The sequence below is a fragment of the Rhodococcus sp. GB-02 genome (genome assembly GCF_053470465.1).
The window spans coordinates 2,068,720-2,085,214 of record NZ_JBPUKE010000001.1; the positions used below are offsets into that span (position 1 = coordinate 2,068,720).

18 protein-coding genes are annotated in these 16,495 nt (G+C 63.2%); 12 read left to right on the top strand and 6 right to left on the bottom strand.

Features of this window, described 5'->3' with window-relative positions:
• Positions 1 to 27 precede the first annotated feature (27 nt).
• Positions 28 to 228 carry a hypothetical protein gene (locus ACSW29_RS09955; protein ID WP_003941897.1) on the top strand — a complete coding sequence of 67 codons (201 nt, stop codon included), beginning with the start codon at positions 28 to 30 and terminating at the stop codon, positions 226 to 228.
• Here the strand turns inward: ACSW29_RS09955 and ACSW29_RS09960 are convergent.
• Together ACSW29_RS09960 and ACSW29_RS09965 are read right to left on the bottom strand one after the other, a co-directional pair.
• On the bottom strand, positions 225 to 983 hold the full coding sequence (locus tag ACSW29_RS09960; protein WP_317825167.1) for an acyl-[acyl-carrier-protein] thioesterase: 759 nt from the start codon (positions 981 to 983) through the stop codon (positions 225 to 227). The genes ACSW29_RS09955 and ACSW29_RS09960 overlap by 4 nt on opposite strands.
• Before the next feature lie 44 nt (positions 984 to 1,027).
• On the bottom strand, positions 1,028 to 2,017 hold the full coding sequence (locus ACSW29_RS09965) for an NAD(P)-dependent alcohol dehydrogenase (protein WP_448277142.1): 990 nt from the start codon (positions 2,015 to 2,017) through the stop codon (positions 1,028 to 1,030).
• Positions 2,018 to 2,082: 65 nt separating this feature from the next.
• Between ACSW29_RS09965 and ACSW29_RS09970 the strand changes: the two genes are divergently transcribed.
• The 7 genes from ACSW29_RS09970 (at position 2,083) to ACSW29_RS10000 (ending at position 8,582) form a co-directional block, all read left to right on the top strand.
• Entirely contained in the window at positions 2,083 to 2,739 is a 657-nt protein-coding gene (locus ACSW29_RS09970) for a TetR/AcrR family transcriptional regulator (protein ID WP_317825168.1), read from the top strand.
• Positions 2,740 to 2,819: 80 nt separating this feature from the next.
• Positions 2,820 to 3,785, top strand: coding sequence for an NADPH:quinone oxidoreductase family protein (locus ACSW29_RS09975; RefSeq protein ID WP_317825169.1), 966 nt, complete (start codon positions 2,820 to 2,822; stop codon positions 3,783 to 3,785).
• A gap of 89 nt (positions 3,786 to 3,874) precedes the next feature.
• Positions 3,875 to 4,345, top strand: coding sequence for a MarR family winged helix-turn-helix transcriptional regulator (locus tag ACSW29_RS09980; protein WP_003941890.1), 471 nt, complete (start codon positions 3,875 to 3,877; stop codon positions 4,343 to 4,345).
• A complete protein-coding gene (locus tag ACSW29_RS09985) occupies positions 4,342 to 5,874 on the top strand; it encodes a DHA2 family efflux MFS transporter permease subunit (protein WP_448277143.1) in 1,533 nt (510 codons plus the stop codon). The genes ACSW29_RS09980 and ACSW29_RS09985 overlap by 4 nt, the downstream gene beginning before the upstream one ends.
• A 146-nt stretch (positions 5,875 to 6,020) precedes the next feature.
• Positions 6,021 to 7,115: an LLM class flavin-dependent oxidoreductase gene (locus tag ACSW29_RS09990; RefSeq protein WP_230812168.1), complete on the top strand. Its 1,095-nt coding sequence runs from the start codon at positions 6,021 to 6,023 to the stop codon at positions 7,113 to 7,115.
• Positions 7,102 to 7,575 carry a MarR family winged helix-turn-helix transcriptional regulator gene (locus ACSW29_RS09995; RefSeq protein WP_308251470.1) on the top strand — a complete coding sequence of 158 codons (474 nt, stop codon included), beginning with the start codon at positions 7,102 to 7,104 and terminating at the stop codon, positions 7,573 to 7,575. Before ACSW29_RS09990 ends, ACSW29_RS09995 begins: the two co-directional genes overlap by 14 nt.
• Before the next feature lie 20 nt (positions 7,576 to 7,595).
• Positions 7,596 to 8,582 (top strand): pirin family protein, encoded by a 987-nt coding sequence (locus ACSW29_RS10000; RefSeq protein ID WP_448277144.1) that lies wholly within the window; start codon positions 7,596 to 7,598, stop codon positions 8,580 to 8,582.
• Here ACSW29_RS10000 and ACSW29_RS10005 read toward each other — a convergent pair.
• The 4 genes from ACSW29_RS10005 to ACSW29_RS10020 are packed head-to-tail and all read right to left on the bottom strand — an operon-like array spanning position 8,579 to position 11,101.
• Complete coding sequence (locus ACSW29_RS10005; protein WP_317825538.1) at positions 8,579 to 8,878, bottom strand: PaaI family thioesterase; 300 nt, start codon at positions 8,876 to 8,878, stop codon at positions 8,579 to 8,581. The genes ACSW29_RS10000 and ACSW29_RS10005 overlap by 4 nt on opposite strands.
• Positions 8,875 to 9,402 carry a gamma carbonic anhydrase family protein gene (locus tag ACSW29_RS10010; protein WP_317825173.1) on the bottom strand — a complete coding sequence of 176 codons (528 nt, stop codon included), beginning with the start codon at positions 9,400 to 9,402 and terminating at the stop codon, positions 8,875 to 8,877. The genes ACSW29_RS10005 and ACSW29_RS10010 overlap by 4 nt, the downstream gene beginning before the upstream one ends.
• 44 nt (positions 9,403 to 9,446) lie before the next feature.
• Positions 9,447 to 10,304, bottom strand: a complete 858-nt coding sequence (locus ACSW29_RS10015) for an EamA family transporter (RefSeq protein ID WP_448277145.1) — start codon at positions 10,302 to 10,304, stop codon at positions 9,447 to 9,449.
• Positions 10,301 to 11,101 (bottom strand): crotonase/enoyl-CoA hydratase family protein, encoded by an 801-nt coding sequence (locus tag ACSW29_RS10020; RefSeq protein WP_230812173.1) that lies wholly within the window; start codon positions 11,099 to 11,101, stop codon positions 10,301 to 10,303. Before ACSW29_RS10020 ends, ACSW29_RS10015 begins: the two co-directional genes overlap by 4 nt.
• A 109-nt stretch (positions 11,102 to 11,210) precedes the next feature.
• Between ACSW29_RS10020 and ACSW29_RS10025 the strand changes: the two genes are divergently transcribed.
• The 4 genes from ACSW29_RS10025 to ACSW29_RS10040 are packed head-to-tail and all read left to right on the top strand — an operon-like array spanning position 11,211 to position 16,490.
• Entirely contained in the window at positions 11,211 to 12,032 is an 822-nt protein-coding gene (locus tag ACSW29_RS10025; protein ID WP_448277146.1) for a TIGR03084 family metal-binding protein, read from the top strand.
• On the top strand, positions 12,029 to 13,750 hold the full coding sequence (locus ACSW29_RS10030) for an acyclic terpene utilization AtuA family protein (protein ID WP_448277147.1): 1,722 nt from the start codon (positions 12,029 to 12,031) through the stop codon (positions 13,748 to 13,750). The genes ACSW29_RS10025 and ACSW29_RS10030 overlap by 4 nt, the downstream gene beginning before the upstream one ends.
• Positions 13,747 to 14,895 carry an acyl-CoA dehydrogenase family protein gene (locus ACSW29_RS10035; RefSeq protein WP_007728404.1) on the top strand — a complete coding sequence of 383 codons (1,149 nt, stop codon included), beginning with the start codon at positions 13,747 to 13,749 and terminating at the stop codon, positions 14,893 to 14,895. Before ACSW29_RS10030 ends, ACSW29_RS10035 begins: the two co-directional genes overlap by 4 nt.
• Positions 14,892 to 16,490, top strand: a complete 1,599-nt coding sequence (locus tag ACSW29_RS10040) for an acyl-CoA carboxylase subunit beta (RefSeq protein ID WP_019744291.1) — start codon at positions 14,892 to 14,894, stop codon at positions 16,488 to 16,490. Before ACSW29_RS10035 ends, ACSW29_RS10040 begins: the two co-directional genes overlap by 4 nt.
• The last annotated feature ends 5 nt before the right edge of the window (positions 16,491 to 16,495 follow it).

Below are 16,495 nucleotides of genomic sequence, written 5' to 3' on the forward strand. Positions count from 1 at the left end.
TGGTCAGGACCTTGAAGGAGGTTTTCGATGGCCGGTAAGAAGCTCGATCGAACTAATGCCCGAACTGCACTCGAGGTGGTACGCGAAAGCCCCACCATCGCCTTCATCACCGTTGCCCCGGCAGTGGTCGTGTTCGGCGTGGTGTGGTGGCTCTTCGGTTTCTGGGCCGCGATTCTTCTTGCGTTGGTGTTCGGTGTCGCGGCTGTCGCGACCCAGAAACTGCGTTAGAGGGCGCTCACCTGCGCAACTGCGCGGAGCGCTTCGCCGACCAGGAACCAGACCGTGACGGTCTTGTCGTCGACGCGGCTGCGCAGGACGACGTCGTCGCTGGAGACGATGGGGGAGAGGTACTCGATCAGCGCTCGATGCGGAACGGTACGCAGTTCTGTGCGAGCGCTGAGGACCTCTTCGACCGCTTGCCAGTAGACGGCGTTGTTGACGTGGTCGAACGGGTCGATGTCGGTGGCGCGCAGAGCGAACGGCGTGTCGAGAACGCCGGCGTCGTCCGCGTCGGGTGCGTTCTCGGCGAGGACGCGTTTCCACTTCAGGCGATGCTCGTCGGTGGATTCTTCCAACGGCTGCATGAACTCGTCACTCATCCGGGTGGGCATGCCCGACTGGGCGCTGATGTTGATCCAGAAGCCTTCGGTTTCCATCAGCGCGCCGTTGCTGCCGTCGAAGCGCACGCGCATGTTCGCCCATCTCGTGGAGAAGCCGGAGCACCAGCGAGTCATCGTCAACTCTTCCGGCCAGATCGCCGGGCGTACGACGTCGACCACCGTACGACGCACTATCCAGAGCGGATGGGTGTCGATGGCTCCCGCGGCCTCGATGTTGTCGTTGCCGACGTCCTGCAGGTAGCGGGCGACGGCGTCGAGCCTGACCTGCTTGGCGACGTCGATGTCGCCGGTGCGGACCGGGCGGGACTTGACGAAGATCGGTCCTCGCTCTGGCTGCTGCGCGAGCGTGAGATCTGGGTTCACGTGAGATTCCTGTTCGCTGGAGTGAGCCGATTCTGTCAGGCTTTTCAGCGAGTGGCGATTATCTGCTTTCCGCAGCCGGAACCGTCGACCATTCGTGCCACGGCGACGGCGGTGTCGGCAAGGGGATGAACGGAGTCGATCACCGGGGCGATGTCACCTGCGTCGATCATCTGCGTCAGGACCTCCAGATCGTCGGCGTTCTCCGAAGCGATGAAGGTGCCCATTTTCTGAGATATGAACGGAGACAAGCACAGGGCGCGGATTTGGCGATCGATTCCGCCGAGCCACCGTCCGCCGTTCTCGCCGCCGACGATCACCAGCGTTCCGGTGCGTGTGAGTGCTCGTCGTAGGTCTCGCAGTCGGCGGTTGCCGCCGGTGTCGATGATGACGTCGTATCGATGTGATCCGTCGGTGGCGTCGTCGACGCGGTAGTCGAGAACCTCGTCGGCACCGATGGAGCGGACCGTATCGGTTTTCGAGGTGCTGCATACGCCGGTAACGTGCGCTCCCAGGGCTTTTGCCACCTGCACCGCGTAGATCCCGACGCCACCGGATGCGCCGAGTACGAGGACGGATTGCCCCGCCTGCACGCGGCCGTGGTCGCGCACGGCTTGCAGCGCTGTGAGGGCGGAGACCGGCACCGCTGCCGCTTGCGCGAACGACAACCGGGCAGGTTTTGCGGCAATCTTCGTTTCGAGCGCGCACGCATATTCCGCGAAAGAACCGACTGCGATCCCGTACACCTCCTGGCCGACTGTCACGCGGGTAACCGAACTGCCGATGGCCTCGACGCGACCGGAGACGTCCAGTCCGCGTACCCGGTTCTTGGGTGCGCGCAGTCCAAATCCTGCGAGGCGCACTGGATATGGCAACCCGGCCATGAGATGCCATGCCCCGCGGTCGACCGACGCGGCCTCGACGCGTATCAGCACTTCGTTGTCGGCGACAGCGGGTCGTGGAATGCGGTCGACGTAGAGAACGTCGGCCTCGCCGTAGCGATCCTGTACGACGGCGGTCATCAGTTCCTGTGCCATGCGAGTCTCCGTTCATCGAATACTTACATCGTAAGTATGACACTTACGGTGTAAGTTCTGTCAATGTGGACAAGCGCGCGAGATTGACCCGAGATGACGTAGTAGGCGGTGCCGTCGCACTGGCCGATTCCGTGGGGATCGAATCGATGACGATGCGCAAACTGGGGACGCAGTTGGGCGTCGAGGCGATGTCTCTGTACAACCACGTGTCGGACAAGGGGGACCTGCTCGACGGAATGGTCGACGCGGTTTTTGCGGAGATCGACCTGCCGACGCCGGGACGCCCATGGCGAACGGAACTTCGCGCGCGAGCGGTATCCACTCGTGCAGTGTTGGGGAAGCACCCGTGGGCAACTCCATTGATGGAGTCTCGAACGACGCCTGGTCCCGCGACCTTGCGTCACCACGACGCAGTGATCGGGACGCTACGCGCGGCCGAATTTCCGGTCGCCCTTGCTGCGCATGCCTTTTCGATCATGGATGCGTACATCTACGGCTTCGTGCTGCAAGAGGTGAGCTTGCCGTTCGAAACTACGCAGGAGACGACGGAACTGGCGAACGCGATCATGGGATCGTTCGAGAGCGGTCAGTATCCGCACCTGGCCGAGTTGACCACCGAGCACGTGCTGGCGCCGGGATACAGCTACGCTGCCGAATTCGCCTTCGGTCTGGATCTGATTCTCGACGGACTCGAACGACTGCACATCGGGAGCGAACGATGATCTGACGTGAGTACCGGGTTAAAGTCGAGAAAAACCGGGTTACCGGTCCAGATTTCAGATGTCCCGAAGAGGAGCTTTCTGTGCGCGCAATGGTGGTTACGGAACTGACCGGTCCCGAAGGAATTGTCGCGCAGGAGGTTCCCGAGCCCGCAGCCGAAGGTCTGGTCCTCATCGACGTGAAGGCCAGTGGCGTCTGCTTTCCGGACCTACTGATCACATACGGCAAGTATCAGATCCGCCCGGAACCGCCGTTCATTCCCGGAGCGGAGATATCGGGCGTCGTGGTCTCCGCGCCCGAGGGTTCGGGTTTCGCTCCGGGTGATCGTGTTCTGGCGGCCGCATATCTGGGCGGCTATGCAGAGCGGATTGCCGTCAACCCGGCGCAGGTACTCCGAATTCCGGACGGACTCGCCTTCGACGAGGCGGCCTCACTGATCATCAACTATCAGACGATGGAGTTCGCGCTGGCTCGTCGCGCGAAGATCGTGGCGGGGGAGACGGTCGTCGTGCTCGGCGCTGCGGGCGGAGTCGGAACGGCAACCATCCAGCTGGCCAAGGCGCACGGTGCCCGGGTGATTGCCGTGGTGCGACGCGAGGGCGTCGAGGACTTCCTTCGTGAACTCGGCGCCGACGAGGTGGTCGCGCTTGCCCCGGGATGGGGCGAGCGTATTCGGGAACTGACCGACGGCGTCGGCGCTCAGATCGTGGTGGATCCGGTGGGCGGCGACGCGTTCGACGACGCCGTCCGTGTTCTGGCACCCGAAGGACGACTTGTGGTGATCGGATTTGCCGGTGGCGGCATACCCGAGGTCAAGGTGAACCGGGTGCTGTTCCGGAACATCAGCATTGTCGGAGCCGCGTGGGGCGAGTTCACACGCACCAATCCCGAAGCGGTAGCCGAGGTGCACGCATCGCTGGTAGAACACGTCCGAAACGGCTTGCGACCGCTGGTCAAGGCACGGTATCCCCTTGCCGATGCAGCAGTTGCCCTGGCTGATCTCGAAAGCGGCAAAGTTCTCGGAAAGGCCATCTTGCTGCAGGAATGATTCTTTGCAACGTGATGGTGGTCACCAATTAATAAGTTGCAACATGTTTTCATTTGGGCAATAGTTGCAATCGCACTACCATTTGCCAGGTGATCGCTTCCGATTCTGATGACCTGTATGGAGCACTCGACGAGTTGTTCACTCGCCTGATGAGCGCCGGTGATTCGGAGTCGATCGATGCGTTGATCGAACTGGATCTCTCGTTCTCTCAGGTGCGTGTGCTGTTCGTACTTGCACAACGTGATGCGGCGATCCCGATCAACGAGGTTGCCGACGAGCTTCGGCTCTCGGTGGCAGCCACGGGACGAAACATCGATCAGCTCGTGAACATGGGCCTGGTCGATCGCCGTGAAGACGAGCGGGACCGACGCGTCAAGCGGGTTTCCTTGTCGGAGGCCGGTCGTAAGGTGACGACCAACCACATCGAGTGCAAGCGCGGCCAGCTTCGCGAATTCGCGTCGCGCGTTCCAGAGCCAGAGCGGATTCGTTTGTTCGAGGCTCTCAAGCCCATTCTCGCGGGTGATTATCTGCGAGCACTCAACCAGGAGACTTCGCGATGACATCGCCGAACGCGCCGGCACCGGCGTCCGACAAACTTGACGGGGCGGTCCTCAAGATCGCTTCCGTGGTGGTGCTCGGCGCCATCATGTCGATTCTCGACGTAACCGTGGTGAGTGTCGCGCTCACCACATTTGCCGAGGACTTCCAGACTTCGTACGCCACCGTCGCATGGACGATGACGGCATACACACTGGCCTTGGCGACGGTCATCCCGGTCACCGGCTGGGCAGCAGATCGATTCGGTACCAAACGCCTGTACATGACCGCTCTGGTGCTGTTCGTTCTCGGTTCAGTCGCCTGTGCGATGGCGTGGGACATCACCTCGCTGATCGGCTTCCGGGTGCTCCAGGGCCTCGGTGGCGGCATGTTGATGCCGCTCGGCATGACGATCATGACCCGGGCTGCCGGCCCAGACCGTGTCGGTCGGGTCATGGCCGTGCTCGGTATTCCGATGCTGCTCGGCCCCATCGGGGGCCCGATTCTCGGTGGCTGGCTGATCGAGGCCGCGAGCTGGCACTGGATCTTCCTCATCAACCTGCCGATCGGCATCATCGCCCTGGCAGCTGCATTCATCATTCTGCCGTCAGACAAGGCAAAGCCTTCGGAGTCCTTCGACTTCCTCGGCATGATCCTGCTGTCGCCCGGCCTCGCGCTGTTCTTGTTCGGTGTGTCGTCCATCCCCGAAGTGGGAACCGTTGCCTCGGCCAGGGTTCTGGTGTCGGCCGGTATCGGTCTGGCGCTGATCATCGCCTTCGTGTTCCACGCGCTCAACAAGGATCACCCGCTGATCGACCTGCACCTGTTCAAGAACCGTCAGTTGAGCACTGCCGTCATCACGACGTCGCTGTTCATCGTCGCGTTCATGGGCGCCGGACTGCTCTTCCCGAGTTACTTCATTCAGGTCGGCGGTCACACCACGCTCGCTGCCGGATTGTTGATGGCTCCGCAGGGTCTCGGTGCCATGGTCACGATGCCGATTGCGGGCCGACTGGTCGACAAGATCGGCCCGGGCAAGATCGTCCTGACCGGATTGCCGTTGATTCTCATCGGTTTGGGTGTGTTCACACAGGTCGCCTCGGATTCCCCGACGTGGTTGCTGATGGGCGCGCTGTTCGTCATGGGCCTCGGCATGGGTTGCACCATGATGCCGCTGATGACCGCAGCAATTGTGACGCTCTCCAACGAGCAGATCGCTCGCGGTTCCACCCTGATGAACATCGTTCAGCAGACTGCAGGTTCGATCGGTACCGCTGTGATGTCGGTGGTTCTCACCAACCAGCTCCTCGATCGTGGCCTCGATACGACGATGGTCGGGGCGGCGTCGCACATTCCGACCGAGCCGGGTAGCCCGCAAGAGTCTGCGGCCGAGTCGATTCTCAGCGCAGCGTCGGACGCATTCGGCAACACCTTCCTCGTGGCCACCGTGTTGATCGTCCTGACCCTCATCCCGGCGTTCTTTCTGCCGCGGAGCAAGACCACCAGGCCGGTGGCCGAAGGCGAGACGGTAACACCGATCGTTATGCACTGACCGGTTTCCGTTACCAGGTTTGACCAGGTGAGGGCGGCACACATCATGTGTGCCGCCCTCACCTTTTGCCGTGGAATACAGCAGGATGGTTGAATGTTTGATGAGTTACATGCAAACGCATGGATCTAGTTCGCGGAGGAGCAACCATGCAGTTCGGAATCTTCACGGTCGGCGACGTCACCACTGATCCCACGACTGGGGTCACGCCCACCGAGCACGATCGCATCAAGGCCATGACGACCATCGCCAAGCACGCAGAGGAAGTCGGTCTCGACGTCTTCGCGACCGGCGAGCATCACAACAAGCCGTTCGTTCCGTCGTCACCGACGACGATGCTCGGATACATCGCTGCTCAGACCGAGAAGATCACGCTGTCCACGTCCACGACGCTGATCACCACCAACGACCCGGTGAAGATCGCCGAGGACTACGCGATGCTGCAGCACCTCGCCGAGGGGCGCGTCGATCTGATGATGGGACGCGGAAACACCGCGCCGGTATACCCGTGGTTCGGCAAGGACATTCGCGCCGGAATCCCGTTGGCGCTCGAGAACTATCAACTTCTTCGCCGGCTGTGGGACGAGGAGGTCGTGAACTGGCAGGGGGAGTACCGCACACCGCTGCAGGGATTCACGTCCACTCCGCGCCCGCTGGACGGCATCGCTCCGTTCGTGTGGCACGGGTCGATTCGCAGCCCAGAGATCGCGGAGATCGCGGCCTATCACGGTGACGGATTCTTCGCGAACAACATCTTCTGGCCGAAAGAGCACTACATCGAGCTGATCAAGCTCTATCGCCAGCGTTACGAGCACTACGGCCACGGGTCCGCGGATCAGGCGATCGTCGGACTCGGCGGTCAGGTCTTCATGCGCAAGAACAGTCAAGACGCGGTCAAGGAATTCCGTCCGTATTTCGACAATGCCCCTGTGTACGGCCACGGACCTTCGCTCGAGGAGTTCACCGAGCAGACCCCGTTGACGGTCGGTTCCCCCGAACAGGTCATCGAGAAGACCTTGGCTTTTGCCGATTTCTTCGGTGACTATCAGCGCCAGTTGTTCTTGATGGATCACGCGGGTCTTCCGCTCAAGACAGTGCTCGAGCAGCTCGATCTGCTCGGTGAGGAAGTTGTTCCGGTTCTGCGCCGTGAGTTCGCGGCCAGGCGCCCCGCCCATGTGCCGGACAACCCGCCTACTCACGCGTCGATGAAGGCGGCTCGTGAGGCAAGCAGTGTCACTGCCTGACGCACAACAGACAGAGACTCCGGTCAGCACCACCGAGCTCGCCACCGACGCCTGGGAGGCCTTGTTTCGCGCCCAGGTGTCGGTGATGCGGCGGCTCTCTGCCGATGACGTCTGGGATCAGGTGACGATGCGCGAGTACGACGTGCTGTTCACGCTCAGTCTCGCGCCGCGGAACTGTCTGCGCTTGCATGACCTGAACCGGGAGATTCTGTTGAGTCAACCGTCGCTCAGCCGCCTGGTGGAGCGGCTGGAAGGCGAAGGCTTGGTATCGAGAAGTGTTGATCCGCGTGACCGTCGCGGCACGATCGTGCAACTCACCGAAGCGGGTGCAGCGCTGCAGAAATCAGTGGGTCGCCGTCATGCGGCAAGTATTCGCCGCCACGTCGGACCGGCGTTGGACGCGGACGAACTTCGACTGTTGGCCGAATTGTGCACGCGTCTGCGTCTCACGCAGGCATGACCAGAGGCAGGATGGACGATATGAGCAACCTCGAAGCGCAACCCGTCGAGCAGGAATGCGAAGGCCATCCGGTCGAGAGCGAGATTCAGATTCTCACCCCGCGCGACGTGCCGCTCGGTGGCCCGCGGGCAATGCGAGTGCGGCGCACCCTTCCGCAGCGCGAGCGTTCGTTGATCGGGGCGTGGTGTTTTGCCGATCACTACGGGCCCGACGATGTCGGCAATGGACCAGGCATGCATGTGCCGCCGCATCCGCATACCGGATTGCAGACGGTCAGTTGGCTGTTCACCGGAGAGATCGAGCACCGTGACAGCATCGGCTCCCATGCGATGGTGCGGCCGGGCGAACTGAATTTGATGACGGCCGGGAGCGGGATCGCGCACTCCGAGGTGTCGACGCCGAACACGAAGGTTCTGCACGGGATGCAGCTGTGGGTGGCGCTTCCGGACGCGGCGCGCGAGACCGCACCCGCATTTGTTCACTACCGGCCCGAGCCGGTGACCATCGGCGGCGCCACGCTCAGTGTGTTCCTCGGCTCGCTCGCCGGTGACTCGTCTCCGGTGTCGACCTTCACCGAATTGTTGGGCGCCGAGGTGATTTTGGATCCTGGCGCCGAGATTGCCCTCGACGTCGATCGTTCACATGAGCACGGGGTGATCGTCGATCAAGGATCGGTTGTGCTATGCGGAACCACCGTCGGCTGGGCTGAGTTGGGTTATCAAGCAACGGGTTTCGGGAAACTGACTCTGCGCAATCCGGGTTCCGAACCCACTCGACTGCTACTTCTCGGCGGTAAACCGTTGGGAGAGCAAGTCATCATGTGGTGGAACTTCATGGGCCGTACACACGAAGAGATCGTCGAGTATCGACGTAAGTGGCAGGCCGAACTGGCCTCCGGATTCGACGGCAGCGTCCAGGATCAGCGTTTTGGTGTCGTGCCGGGATACGACGGTCCGGCGCTGTCGGCGCCCGAGTTGCCGAACAGTACGTTGCGGCCCCGCGGTTAGTCGCGCAACGTGATGACGCTGACCGTTCCCTGACCTGCGGCGCACAGGGTTTTACTGCCGTCCTCGGCTACTGCGAAAATGTCGCAGCGGGCGAGGGCCTGGGATCTGCTCTTGCTGTTCACGCGCGCCCGCGCCCGGAGCAGTGCTCCGCACGCGGGACGCAGGTAACTGATGGTGAATTCTGCGGTGACGATGCTGGACCCGAGGACGCTACCGGCCGCGAAGGTCAGGGGGCGCTGAACGGTTGAGCTGCCTGGACCTGTTGCGCCAGTTCGAGTTTTGCAGACGTCGATCAGGCCTGCTCGATGTCCTGGTGGGCCTTGGCGAGCATCAAGTAGCCGGCGCCGTTGGCGGTGATACCGGCCTTTTCGCCTTCGGAGAGTTCACGTTTGACCTTGGCGGGCACACCGGCTACCAGTGATCCAGGCGGGATCTGCATTCCCTGAGACACGACGGCACCGGCCGCGATCAGCGATCCCGAACCGATGTGCGCGCCGTTGAGCACCACGGCGCCCATGCCGACGAGCACGTCGTCTTCGACGGTGCATCCGTGCAGCACCGCGTTGTGGCCGACCGAGATTCGTTCGCCCAGTACCGCGGGGAACGTCGGGTCGGCGTGAACCGTGCAGTTGTCCTGAATGTTGGTGTCCGCGCCGATGGAGATCGACTCGGAGTCGCCGCGGATAACCGCGCCGTACCAGATGCTGGCGCCCGCAGCGATGGTCACCGCGCCGACAACGGTGGCGTTGGGCGCGATGAACGCGCTTTCGTCGATCTGCGGGGTGTTACCGAGAACGGTGGCGATGATCGGGTTGGTCATGGTTCTCCTGTGCGTTGGAATGACGTGCTCTGACGGTACCTGGACTATTTCGGTGTGGGTTTTCGATTCATGACGACCGTCCCGACACCCGCGGTTACCACCAGTCCGATGGCCACGAGTGTGAACGCATCGAGCGTTTGCCCGATCACGAGAACTCCGGCCAGCGCCGCCGCAGCGGGTTCGAGGGCGATGAGGACAGCAAAGACTTTCTTGGCCAAGGATCGCAACGCCCACATTTCCAAGCTGTACGGGATGACGGACGAGAGGATGGCGACGGCCGCGCCGGCGGCGAGCATCCTCGGATCCAGCAGTTCACTCCCGCCGGAGACGATGCCGAAGGGGAGCGTCAATACCGCTGCGACGATGCTTGCGCCCGCCAACCCGTCGGCGCTCGGGAGCGTCGCTGCCAGGTGGGAGCCGGCCACGATGTAGCCGGCCCACGCGGCAGCGGCGATCAACGCGAACATCACCCCGATCGGGTCCAAACCGGATTCGCCGTGATCGCCCAGCCCCAGCAGCAACACTCCGCCGAAGGCGAGCAGCACCCATGCTCCGTCGGCCCACCGACGAGACAGAACTGCGGCCAGGGTGAGCGGTCCGAGGAACTCGATGGTGACGGCGGTGCCGATGGGCACCGTCTCGAGGGCGAGGTAGAAGGCACCGTTCATCACGGCGAGGGCGATGCCCAGCGCGAAGATACCCTTGCGCTGTCGGTTCGACCACCGGCTCCATCGCGGGCGGACGACGCCGAGGATGATCGCGGCGATCGTCAGTCGCAGCGTCGTGGCGCCGGCAGGTCCGATCTGCGAGAACAGTGTAGTCGCGAATGCCGCTCCGAACTGGAGCGACAGTATAGAGGTGAGGACTGCGCCGACCGGCAGTAGCTGACTGCCGGTCTTCATTCTCCGGTGAACTCAGGACTACGACGTTCGAGCATGGCCGCGACGGCTTCGTGGTGATCGCGGGTGTGATGGGCGATCGACTGCATGGCGGCCGAGAGTTCGAGCAGGCTCTCGAGGCTTTGGTGCTGGCCCTCGCGAAGCAGTTTCTTGGTCATCCGGAGTACTTGCGGGGGATTGGCCGCTACCCGCGCTGCCAGGGCATGCGCTGCGGAGAGCAATTCCTCGGGCTCGGTGACTTGCGAGACCAGCCCCCAGTCGAGTGCCTTCGCCGCATCGATCGGTTCGCCGGTGAATGCCATCTCGGCGGCGCGAGCGTTGCCGATCGCGCGGGGGAGTAGCCACGCTCCGCCGTCGCCGGGGATGAGTCCTACCTTGACGAAGCTCTCGGCGAAGACCGCCGCCGTCGACCCGATGCGGAGGTCGCACATGAGCGAGAGATCGCAGCCCGCTCCGATGGCGGGTCCGTTGACGGCTGCGATGGTCGGCACCTCACACGTGTACAGCGCGAGTGGAATGCGCTGGATGCCATGCCGGTAGCCCTGGCGGATCTCGCCGGGCGCGCCACCGAACATGCCTTCCTTGTCTCGCATGTGTTTGACGTTGCCACCGGAGGAGAAGGCTGACCCGGCTCCCGTGAGGATGACTGCGCGCACACTCTGATCTCGGTTCACCGCGGTGACCGCGTCTTCGAGAGCTTCGATCATGTCGATCTCGGAGATCGCGTTGCGGGTGTCCGGACGATTGAGGGTCCACGTAACCACATCGCCGGTTCGCGAGATCAGTACGGCGTCGCTCATGGGTGCTCCTGGTAGTCGATGGCGGTTGAGCTAAGTCTCTCACCACAAGAATTCGCAATAACAATCATTCGTGCTTGATTTTTATGGGTGCGAGTGTGATGCTGGTCGCATGGCCGAACTTCAGACGTTCATCGATGACTTGCGGGCCGAAGGCGAGAGCCTCGATGCCCTGGTTGCAGATCTGCCCGAGGAGAAGTGGGCGACACTGACGCCTGCGGAAGGGTGGACAATCGCGCATCAGATCGGGCACCTGCACTGGACGGACAGTGCCGCGATCCTTGCGATTACCGACCCGGACGGGTTCGCGGAGCAGTTGAAGGCGGCATTCGTGAATCCGGCGGGGTTCGTCGACGACGGTGCGGCCGAGCAGGCTGCCCGCCCGCCTGCGGAGTTGCTGGCCGATTGGCGAGCGGGGCGCACTGCTCTCGTCGAGGCGCTCACCGCAGCGCCGGCCGGCACCAAGTTTCCCTGGTACGGCCCGCCCATGGGCGGAGTCTCCATGGCAACCGCGCGGTTGATGGAGACGTGGGCACACGGACAGGACGTCGCCGATGCCCTTGGCGCCGAACGCGCCCCGACGGCGCGCATCAAGAACATCGCTCACCTGGGTGTACGGACGCGGAACTTCGCGTACTCGGTCAATGAAAAGACGCCGCCCGCCGAGGATTTCCGGGTTGAGTTGACCGCGCCGGACGGGTCGCTTTGGACCTGGGGGCCGGAAGATGCGCCGCAGAAGGTGACCGGATCGGCATTGGACTTCTGCTTGCTGGTCACTCAGCGGGCCAATCGCGCTGATCTCGACCTGGTCGCCGTGGGCGCCGACGCAGACGAGTGGCTCGGGTTCGCGCAGGCGTTCGCGGGGCCCAGCGGCGAGGGACGAGCTGCCGTCGGATCCGGCCGCGAGGGACGAGAAGCGGAGGTGGATAAATGAGTTCGGTACGGATCGGTAACTGTTCCGGTTTCTACGGCGATCGCGTCTCGGCGATGCGCGAGATGCTCGAGGGCGGCGAACTCGACTACCTGACCGGCGACTACCTGGCCGAACTGACGATGTTGATCCTCGGCCGGGATCGGATGAAGGACCCGTCGCTCGGCTACGCGAAGACGTTCCTGCGGCAGGTGGAAGACACCCTCGGCCTCGCGCTCGACAAGGGCGTGAAGATTGTCGCGAATGCAGGCGGTCTCAATCCCGCCGGCCTGGCCGATGCGCTGCGCGAGGTCAACACCAAGCTGGGGTTGAACGCGAAGATCGCCCACGTCGAGGGCGACGATCTGGTCTCTCGGGCAGACGAACTCGGACTCGGCTCCCCGCTGACGGCCAACGCGTACCTCGGCGCCTGGGGCATCGTCGAAGCATTGTCGGCCGACGCCGATGTCGTGGTCACCGGACGTGTCACCGACGCGTCGGTGATCGTCGGTCCAGCCGCTCATCACTTCGGTTGGAAGCGAGATGATTTCGATCAGCTGGCCGGTGCTGTCGCAGCGGGCCACGTCATCGAGTGCGGAACCCAGGCCACCGGCGGCAACTACGCGTTCTTCACAGAGGTTCCGAATCTGGGCCGGCCAGGCTTCCCGATTGCTGAGATCAACGCGGACGGATCTTCGGTCATCACCAAGCACGCCGGAACGGACGGCGAGGTGAGCGTCGGCACCGTGACGGCGCAGCTGTTGTACGAGATCACGGGTGGACGCTACGCAGGCCCGGACGTGACCACCCGCATCGACAACGCGGTGCTCACCCAGGAAGGCCCGGATCGGGTGCTGATCAGCGGCGTCACGGGAGAGGCCCCGCCGCCGCAGTACAAGGTCTCGCTGAACACGCTGGCCGGGTTCCGCAACGAGGCCACTTTCATTCTCACCGGTCTCGACATCGAGGCCAAGGCTGATCTGGCGAAGACTCAACTCGAATCCTGGCTGACAAAGAAGCCGGCCGAACTGGTCTGGACTCTCGCTCGCACGGATCACCCGGATTCCGACACCGAGGAAACCGCGAGTGCGTTACTGCGCTGCGTGGTTCGCGACTCCGACCCCAAGGTGATCGGTCGTCCCTTCTCTGCGGTTGCGGTGGAAATGGCGCTTGCCAGTTACCCAGGCTTCTCGCTGACCGCTCCGCCGAGCAACGGCCAACCGTACGGGGTGTTCACCCCCGGCTACGTCGACGCGGGATCGGTGCCTCACGTTGCCGTACTTCCAGACGGCACTCGCGTGGACATCGCTCCGTCGACGCTGACGCAGGACCTCGAACCGGTCGACGAACCCGAGCGGCCGCAGCCCTTGCCGCCTCAGTCTTCGCTCTCGGTGCCGCTCGGCACTATCGCCGGTGCGCGCAGTGGAGACAAGGGTGGAAACGCCAACGTCGGAGTCTGGGTTCGCACAGACGAGCAGTGGAAGTGGTTGGCGCACACTCTGACCGTCGAAATGCTCAAGGAACTGCTACCGGAAGCAGCAGACCTGAACGTCACTCGCTACCAGCTGCCGCACCTTCGTGCCGTCAACTTCGTGATCGAGGGAATTCTCGGTCAGGGTGTGGCCTCGCAGGCGCGGTTCGATCCGCAGGCCAAGGGAATTGGTGAATGGCTGCGCTCGCGCCACATCGACATCCCGATTTCGCTACTCCCCGTAACTGACGAGAAAGAGGATTCACGGTGACCGTGTGGACCACACCGGAAAGGCTTGCGCTTCGCGAGACCGTACGCGGATTCGTGAACCAGGAGATTCTGCCGCATCTGACGCAGTGGGAGCGCGACGGCGAGATTCCGCGCGAATTGCACCGCAAGGCAGGCGCTCTCGGCCTCCTCGGGGCCAGTGCGCCCGAATCGGCGGGCGGTGAGGGCGGCGACGCCGTCGACTCCATCGTGATCTGTGAGGAGATGCATCAGGCTGGTGCGTCGGGCGGGCTGTTCGCCTCGCTGTTCACCTGCGGCATCGCGGTGCCGCACCTGATCGCGGCCGGCGACGAGGCGCAGATCGAGAAGTGGGTCAAGCCGACCCTGCGCGGCGACAAGATCGGCTCGCTCGCCATCACCGAACCCGGCGGAGGCAGCGACGTCGGACACCTGACAACCACAGCCAAGCGCGACGGCGACCATTACGTAGTCAACGGCGCGAAGACGTTCATCACCTCCGGTGTTCGCGCAGACTTCGTCGTCACGGCCGTGCGTACCGGTGGCCCTGGCGCGGGTGGCGTCTCGCTGCTCGTGATCGAGAAGGGCACACCGGGATTCACGGTCTCGCGCAAACTCGAGAAGATGGGCTGGCGTGCATCGGATACCGCGGAGCTGTCCTTCGTCGACGCCCGGGTTCCGGTGGAGAATCTGGTCGGGGCAGAGAACAGCGGCTTCGCGCAGATCGCGCAGGCCTTCGTTTCCGAGCGCGTCGCCCTCGCTGCGCAGGCGTATGCCAGTGCCGAGCGATGCCTCGAGTTGACCCTCGAATGGTGCCGCGCCCGCGAGACTTTCGGACGCCCACTGATCAGTCGGCAGGCCGTGCAGAACACCGTCACCGAGATGGCCCGCAAGATCGACGTCGCCAAGGTGTACACGCACTCGGTGATCGAGCGGTACATGGCCGGTGACGGCGATCTGATCGCTGAGGTGTGCTTCGCCAAGAACACGGCGGTCGAAACGGGTGAATGGGTTGCGAACCAAGCCGTTCAGCTGTTCGGCGGCCTCGGATACATGCAGGAAAGTGAAGTGGAGAGGCAGTACCGGGACATGCGAATTCTGGGAATCGGTGGCGGAACCACCGAAATCCTCACCGGCCTCGCGGCCAAGCGATTGGGGTATCAGTCATGAGTGTCATTCGGTCAACACTGGACACCAATTCCGAGGTGTACCAGACCGCAACATCGACCATGAACACCAAGCTCGCCGAGATCGAGGTCGAGCACGCCAAGGCGTTGGCGGGCGGTGGCGAGAAGTACACCGAGCGTCACCACAAGCGGGGAAAGCTCCTGGCACGCGAGCGGATCGAGCTTCTGCTCGATCAGGATTCCCCGTTTCTCGAACTGTGCCCCCTCGCTGCGTGGGGGAGTGACTTCCCGGTCGGCGCCAGCACCGTGGTCGGTATCGGCGTCGTCGAAGGTGTCGAATGCCTGATCGTCGCCAACGATCCCACCGTGCGCGGCGGCACCAGCAATCCATGGACGCTGCGTAAGGGATTCCGCGCGAACGACATCGCGATGCAGAATCGCCTTCCGGTGATCTCGCTCGTCGAGTCCGGTGGCGCAGACTTGCCGACGCAGAAAGAGGTGTTCATTCCCGGTGGCCGGATGTTCCGTGACCTCACTCAGCTGTCCGCAGCCGGAATCCCCACCATTGCACTGGTCTTCGGTAACTCGACGGCCGGCGGCGCGTACATCCCGGGCATGTCCGACCACGTCGTGATGATCAAGGAACGCTCCAAGGTGTTCCTCGCTGGCCCGCCGCTGGTCAAGATGGCCACCGGTGAGGAATCCGACGACGAGGCACTCGGCGGCGCCGAAATGCACGCTCGCAAGTCCGGCCTGGCCGACTACTTCGCCGCCGACGAGCAGGACGCGATCCGCATCGGTCGCTCGATCGTCAAGCGGCTCAACTGGACCAAGAAGGGGCCGGCACCCCGCGCCGAGATCATCGAACCGCTCGAGGATCCGGAAGAGTTGCTCGGCATCGTTCCGGCCGACCTGAAGATCCCGTTCGATCCGCGTGAGGTCATCGCCCGTATCGTCGACGGTTCTGACTTCGACGAGTTCAAGCCGCTCTACGGTTCCTCTCTCGTGACCGGCTGGGCGGAGCTGAACGGCTACCCGATCGGCATCCTGGCCAACGCACGTGGAGTGCTCTTCAGCGAGGAATCCCAGAAGGCCACGCAGTTCATCCAGCTCGCCAACCGTTCCAACACGCCGTTGCTGTTCCTGCACAACACCACCGGCTACATGGTGGGTAAGGAATACGAGGAGGGCGGCATGATCAAGCATGGATCGATGATGATCAATGCGGTTGCCAACTCCAAGGTTCCGCACATCTCGATCCTGCTCGGAGCGTCGTACGGCGCCGGTCACTACGGCATGTGCGGACGGGCGTTCGATCCGCGATTCCTCTTTGCCTGGCCCAGTTCCAAGTCCGCCGTCATGGGTGGTGCGCAGCTCGCCGGCGTCATCTCCATCGTGGGACGCGCTGCTGCCGAGGCCCGCGGCCAGGTTTTCGACGAGCAGGCTGATGCCGGTATGCGCGCGATGATCGAGAACCAGATCGAGGCCGAGTCACTTCCGATGTTCCTGTCCGGGCGTCTGTACGACGACGGCGTCATCGATCCCCGAGACACCCGCACCGTGGTGGGAATGTGCCTGTCGGCCATTGCCACCGCCCCGATCGAAGGCACCGAGAACTTCGGCGTCTTCCGTATGTGAGGCAC

Coding starts and splice junctions, on each gene's coding strand:
- ACSW29_RS09955 (WP_003941897.1), top strand. CDS start 28: ATGGCCGGTAAGAAGCTCGATCGAACTAATGCCCGAACTGCACTCGAG.
- ACSW29_RS09965 (WP_448277142.1), bottom strand. CDS start 2,017: ATGGCACAGGAACTGATGACCGCCGTCGTACAGGATCGCTACGGCGAG.
- ACSW29_RS09985 (WP_448277143.1), top strand. CDS start 4,342: ATGACATCGCCGAACGCGCCGGCACCGGCGTCCGACAAACTTGACGGG.
- ACSW29_RS09990 (WP_230812168.1), top strand. CDS start 6,021: ATGCAGTTCGGAATCTTCACGGTCGGCGACGTCACCACTGATCCCACG.
- ACSW29_RS10000 (WP_448277144.1), top strand. CDS start 7,596: ATGAGCAACCTCGAAGCGCAACCCGTCGAGCAGGAATGCGAAGGCCAT.
- ACSW29_RS10010 (WP_317825173.1), bottom strand. CDS start 9,402: ATGACCAACCCGATCATCGCCACCGTTCTCGGTAACACCCCGCAGATC.
- ACSW29_RS10015 (WP_448277145.1), bottom strand. CDS start 10,304: ATGAAGACCGGCAGTCAGCTACTGCCGGTCGGCGCAGTCCTCACCTCT.
- ACSW29_RS10020 (WP_230812173.1), bottom strand. CDS start 11,101: ATGAGCGACGCCGTACTGATCTCGCGAACCGGCGATGTGGTTACGTGG.
- ACSW29_RS10025 (WP_448277146.1), top strand. CDS start 11,211: ATGGCCGAACTTCAGACGTTCATCGATGACTTGCGGGCCGAAGGCGAG.
- ACSW29_RS10030 (WP_448277147.1), top strand. CDS start 12,029: ATGAGTTCGGTACGGATCGGTAACTGTTCCGGTTTCTACGGCGATCGC.
- ACSW29_RS10040 (WP_019744291.1), top strand. CDS start 14,892: ATGAGTGTCATTCGGTCAACACTGGACACCAATTCCGAGGTGTACCAG.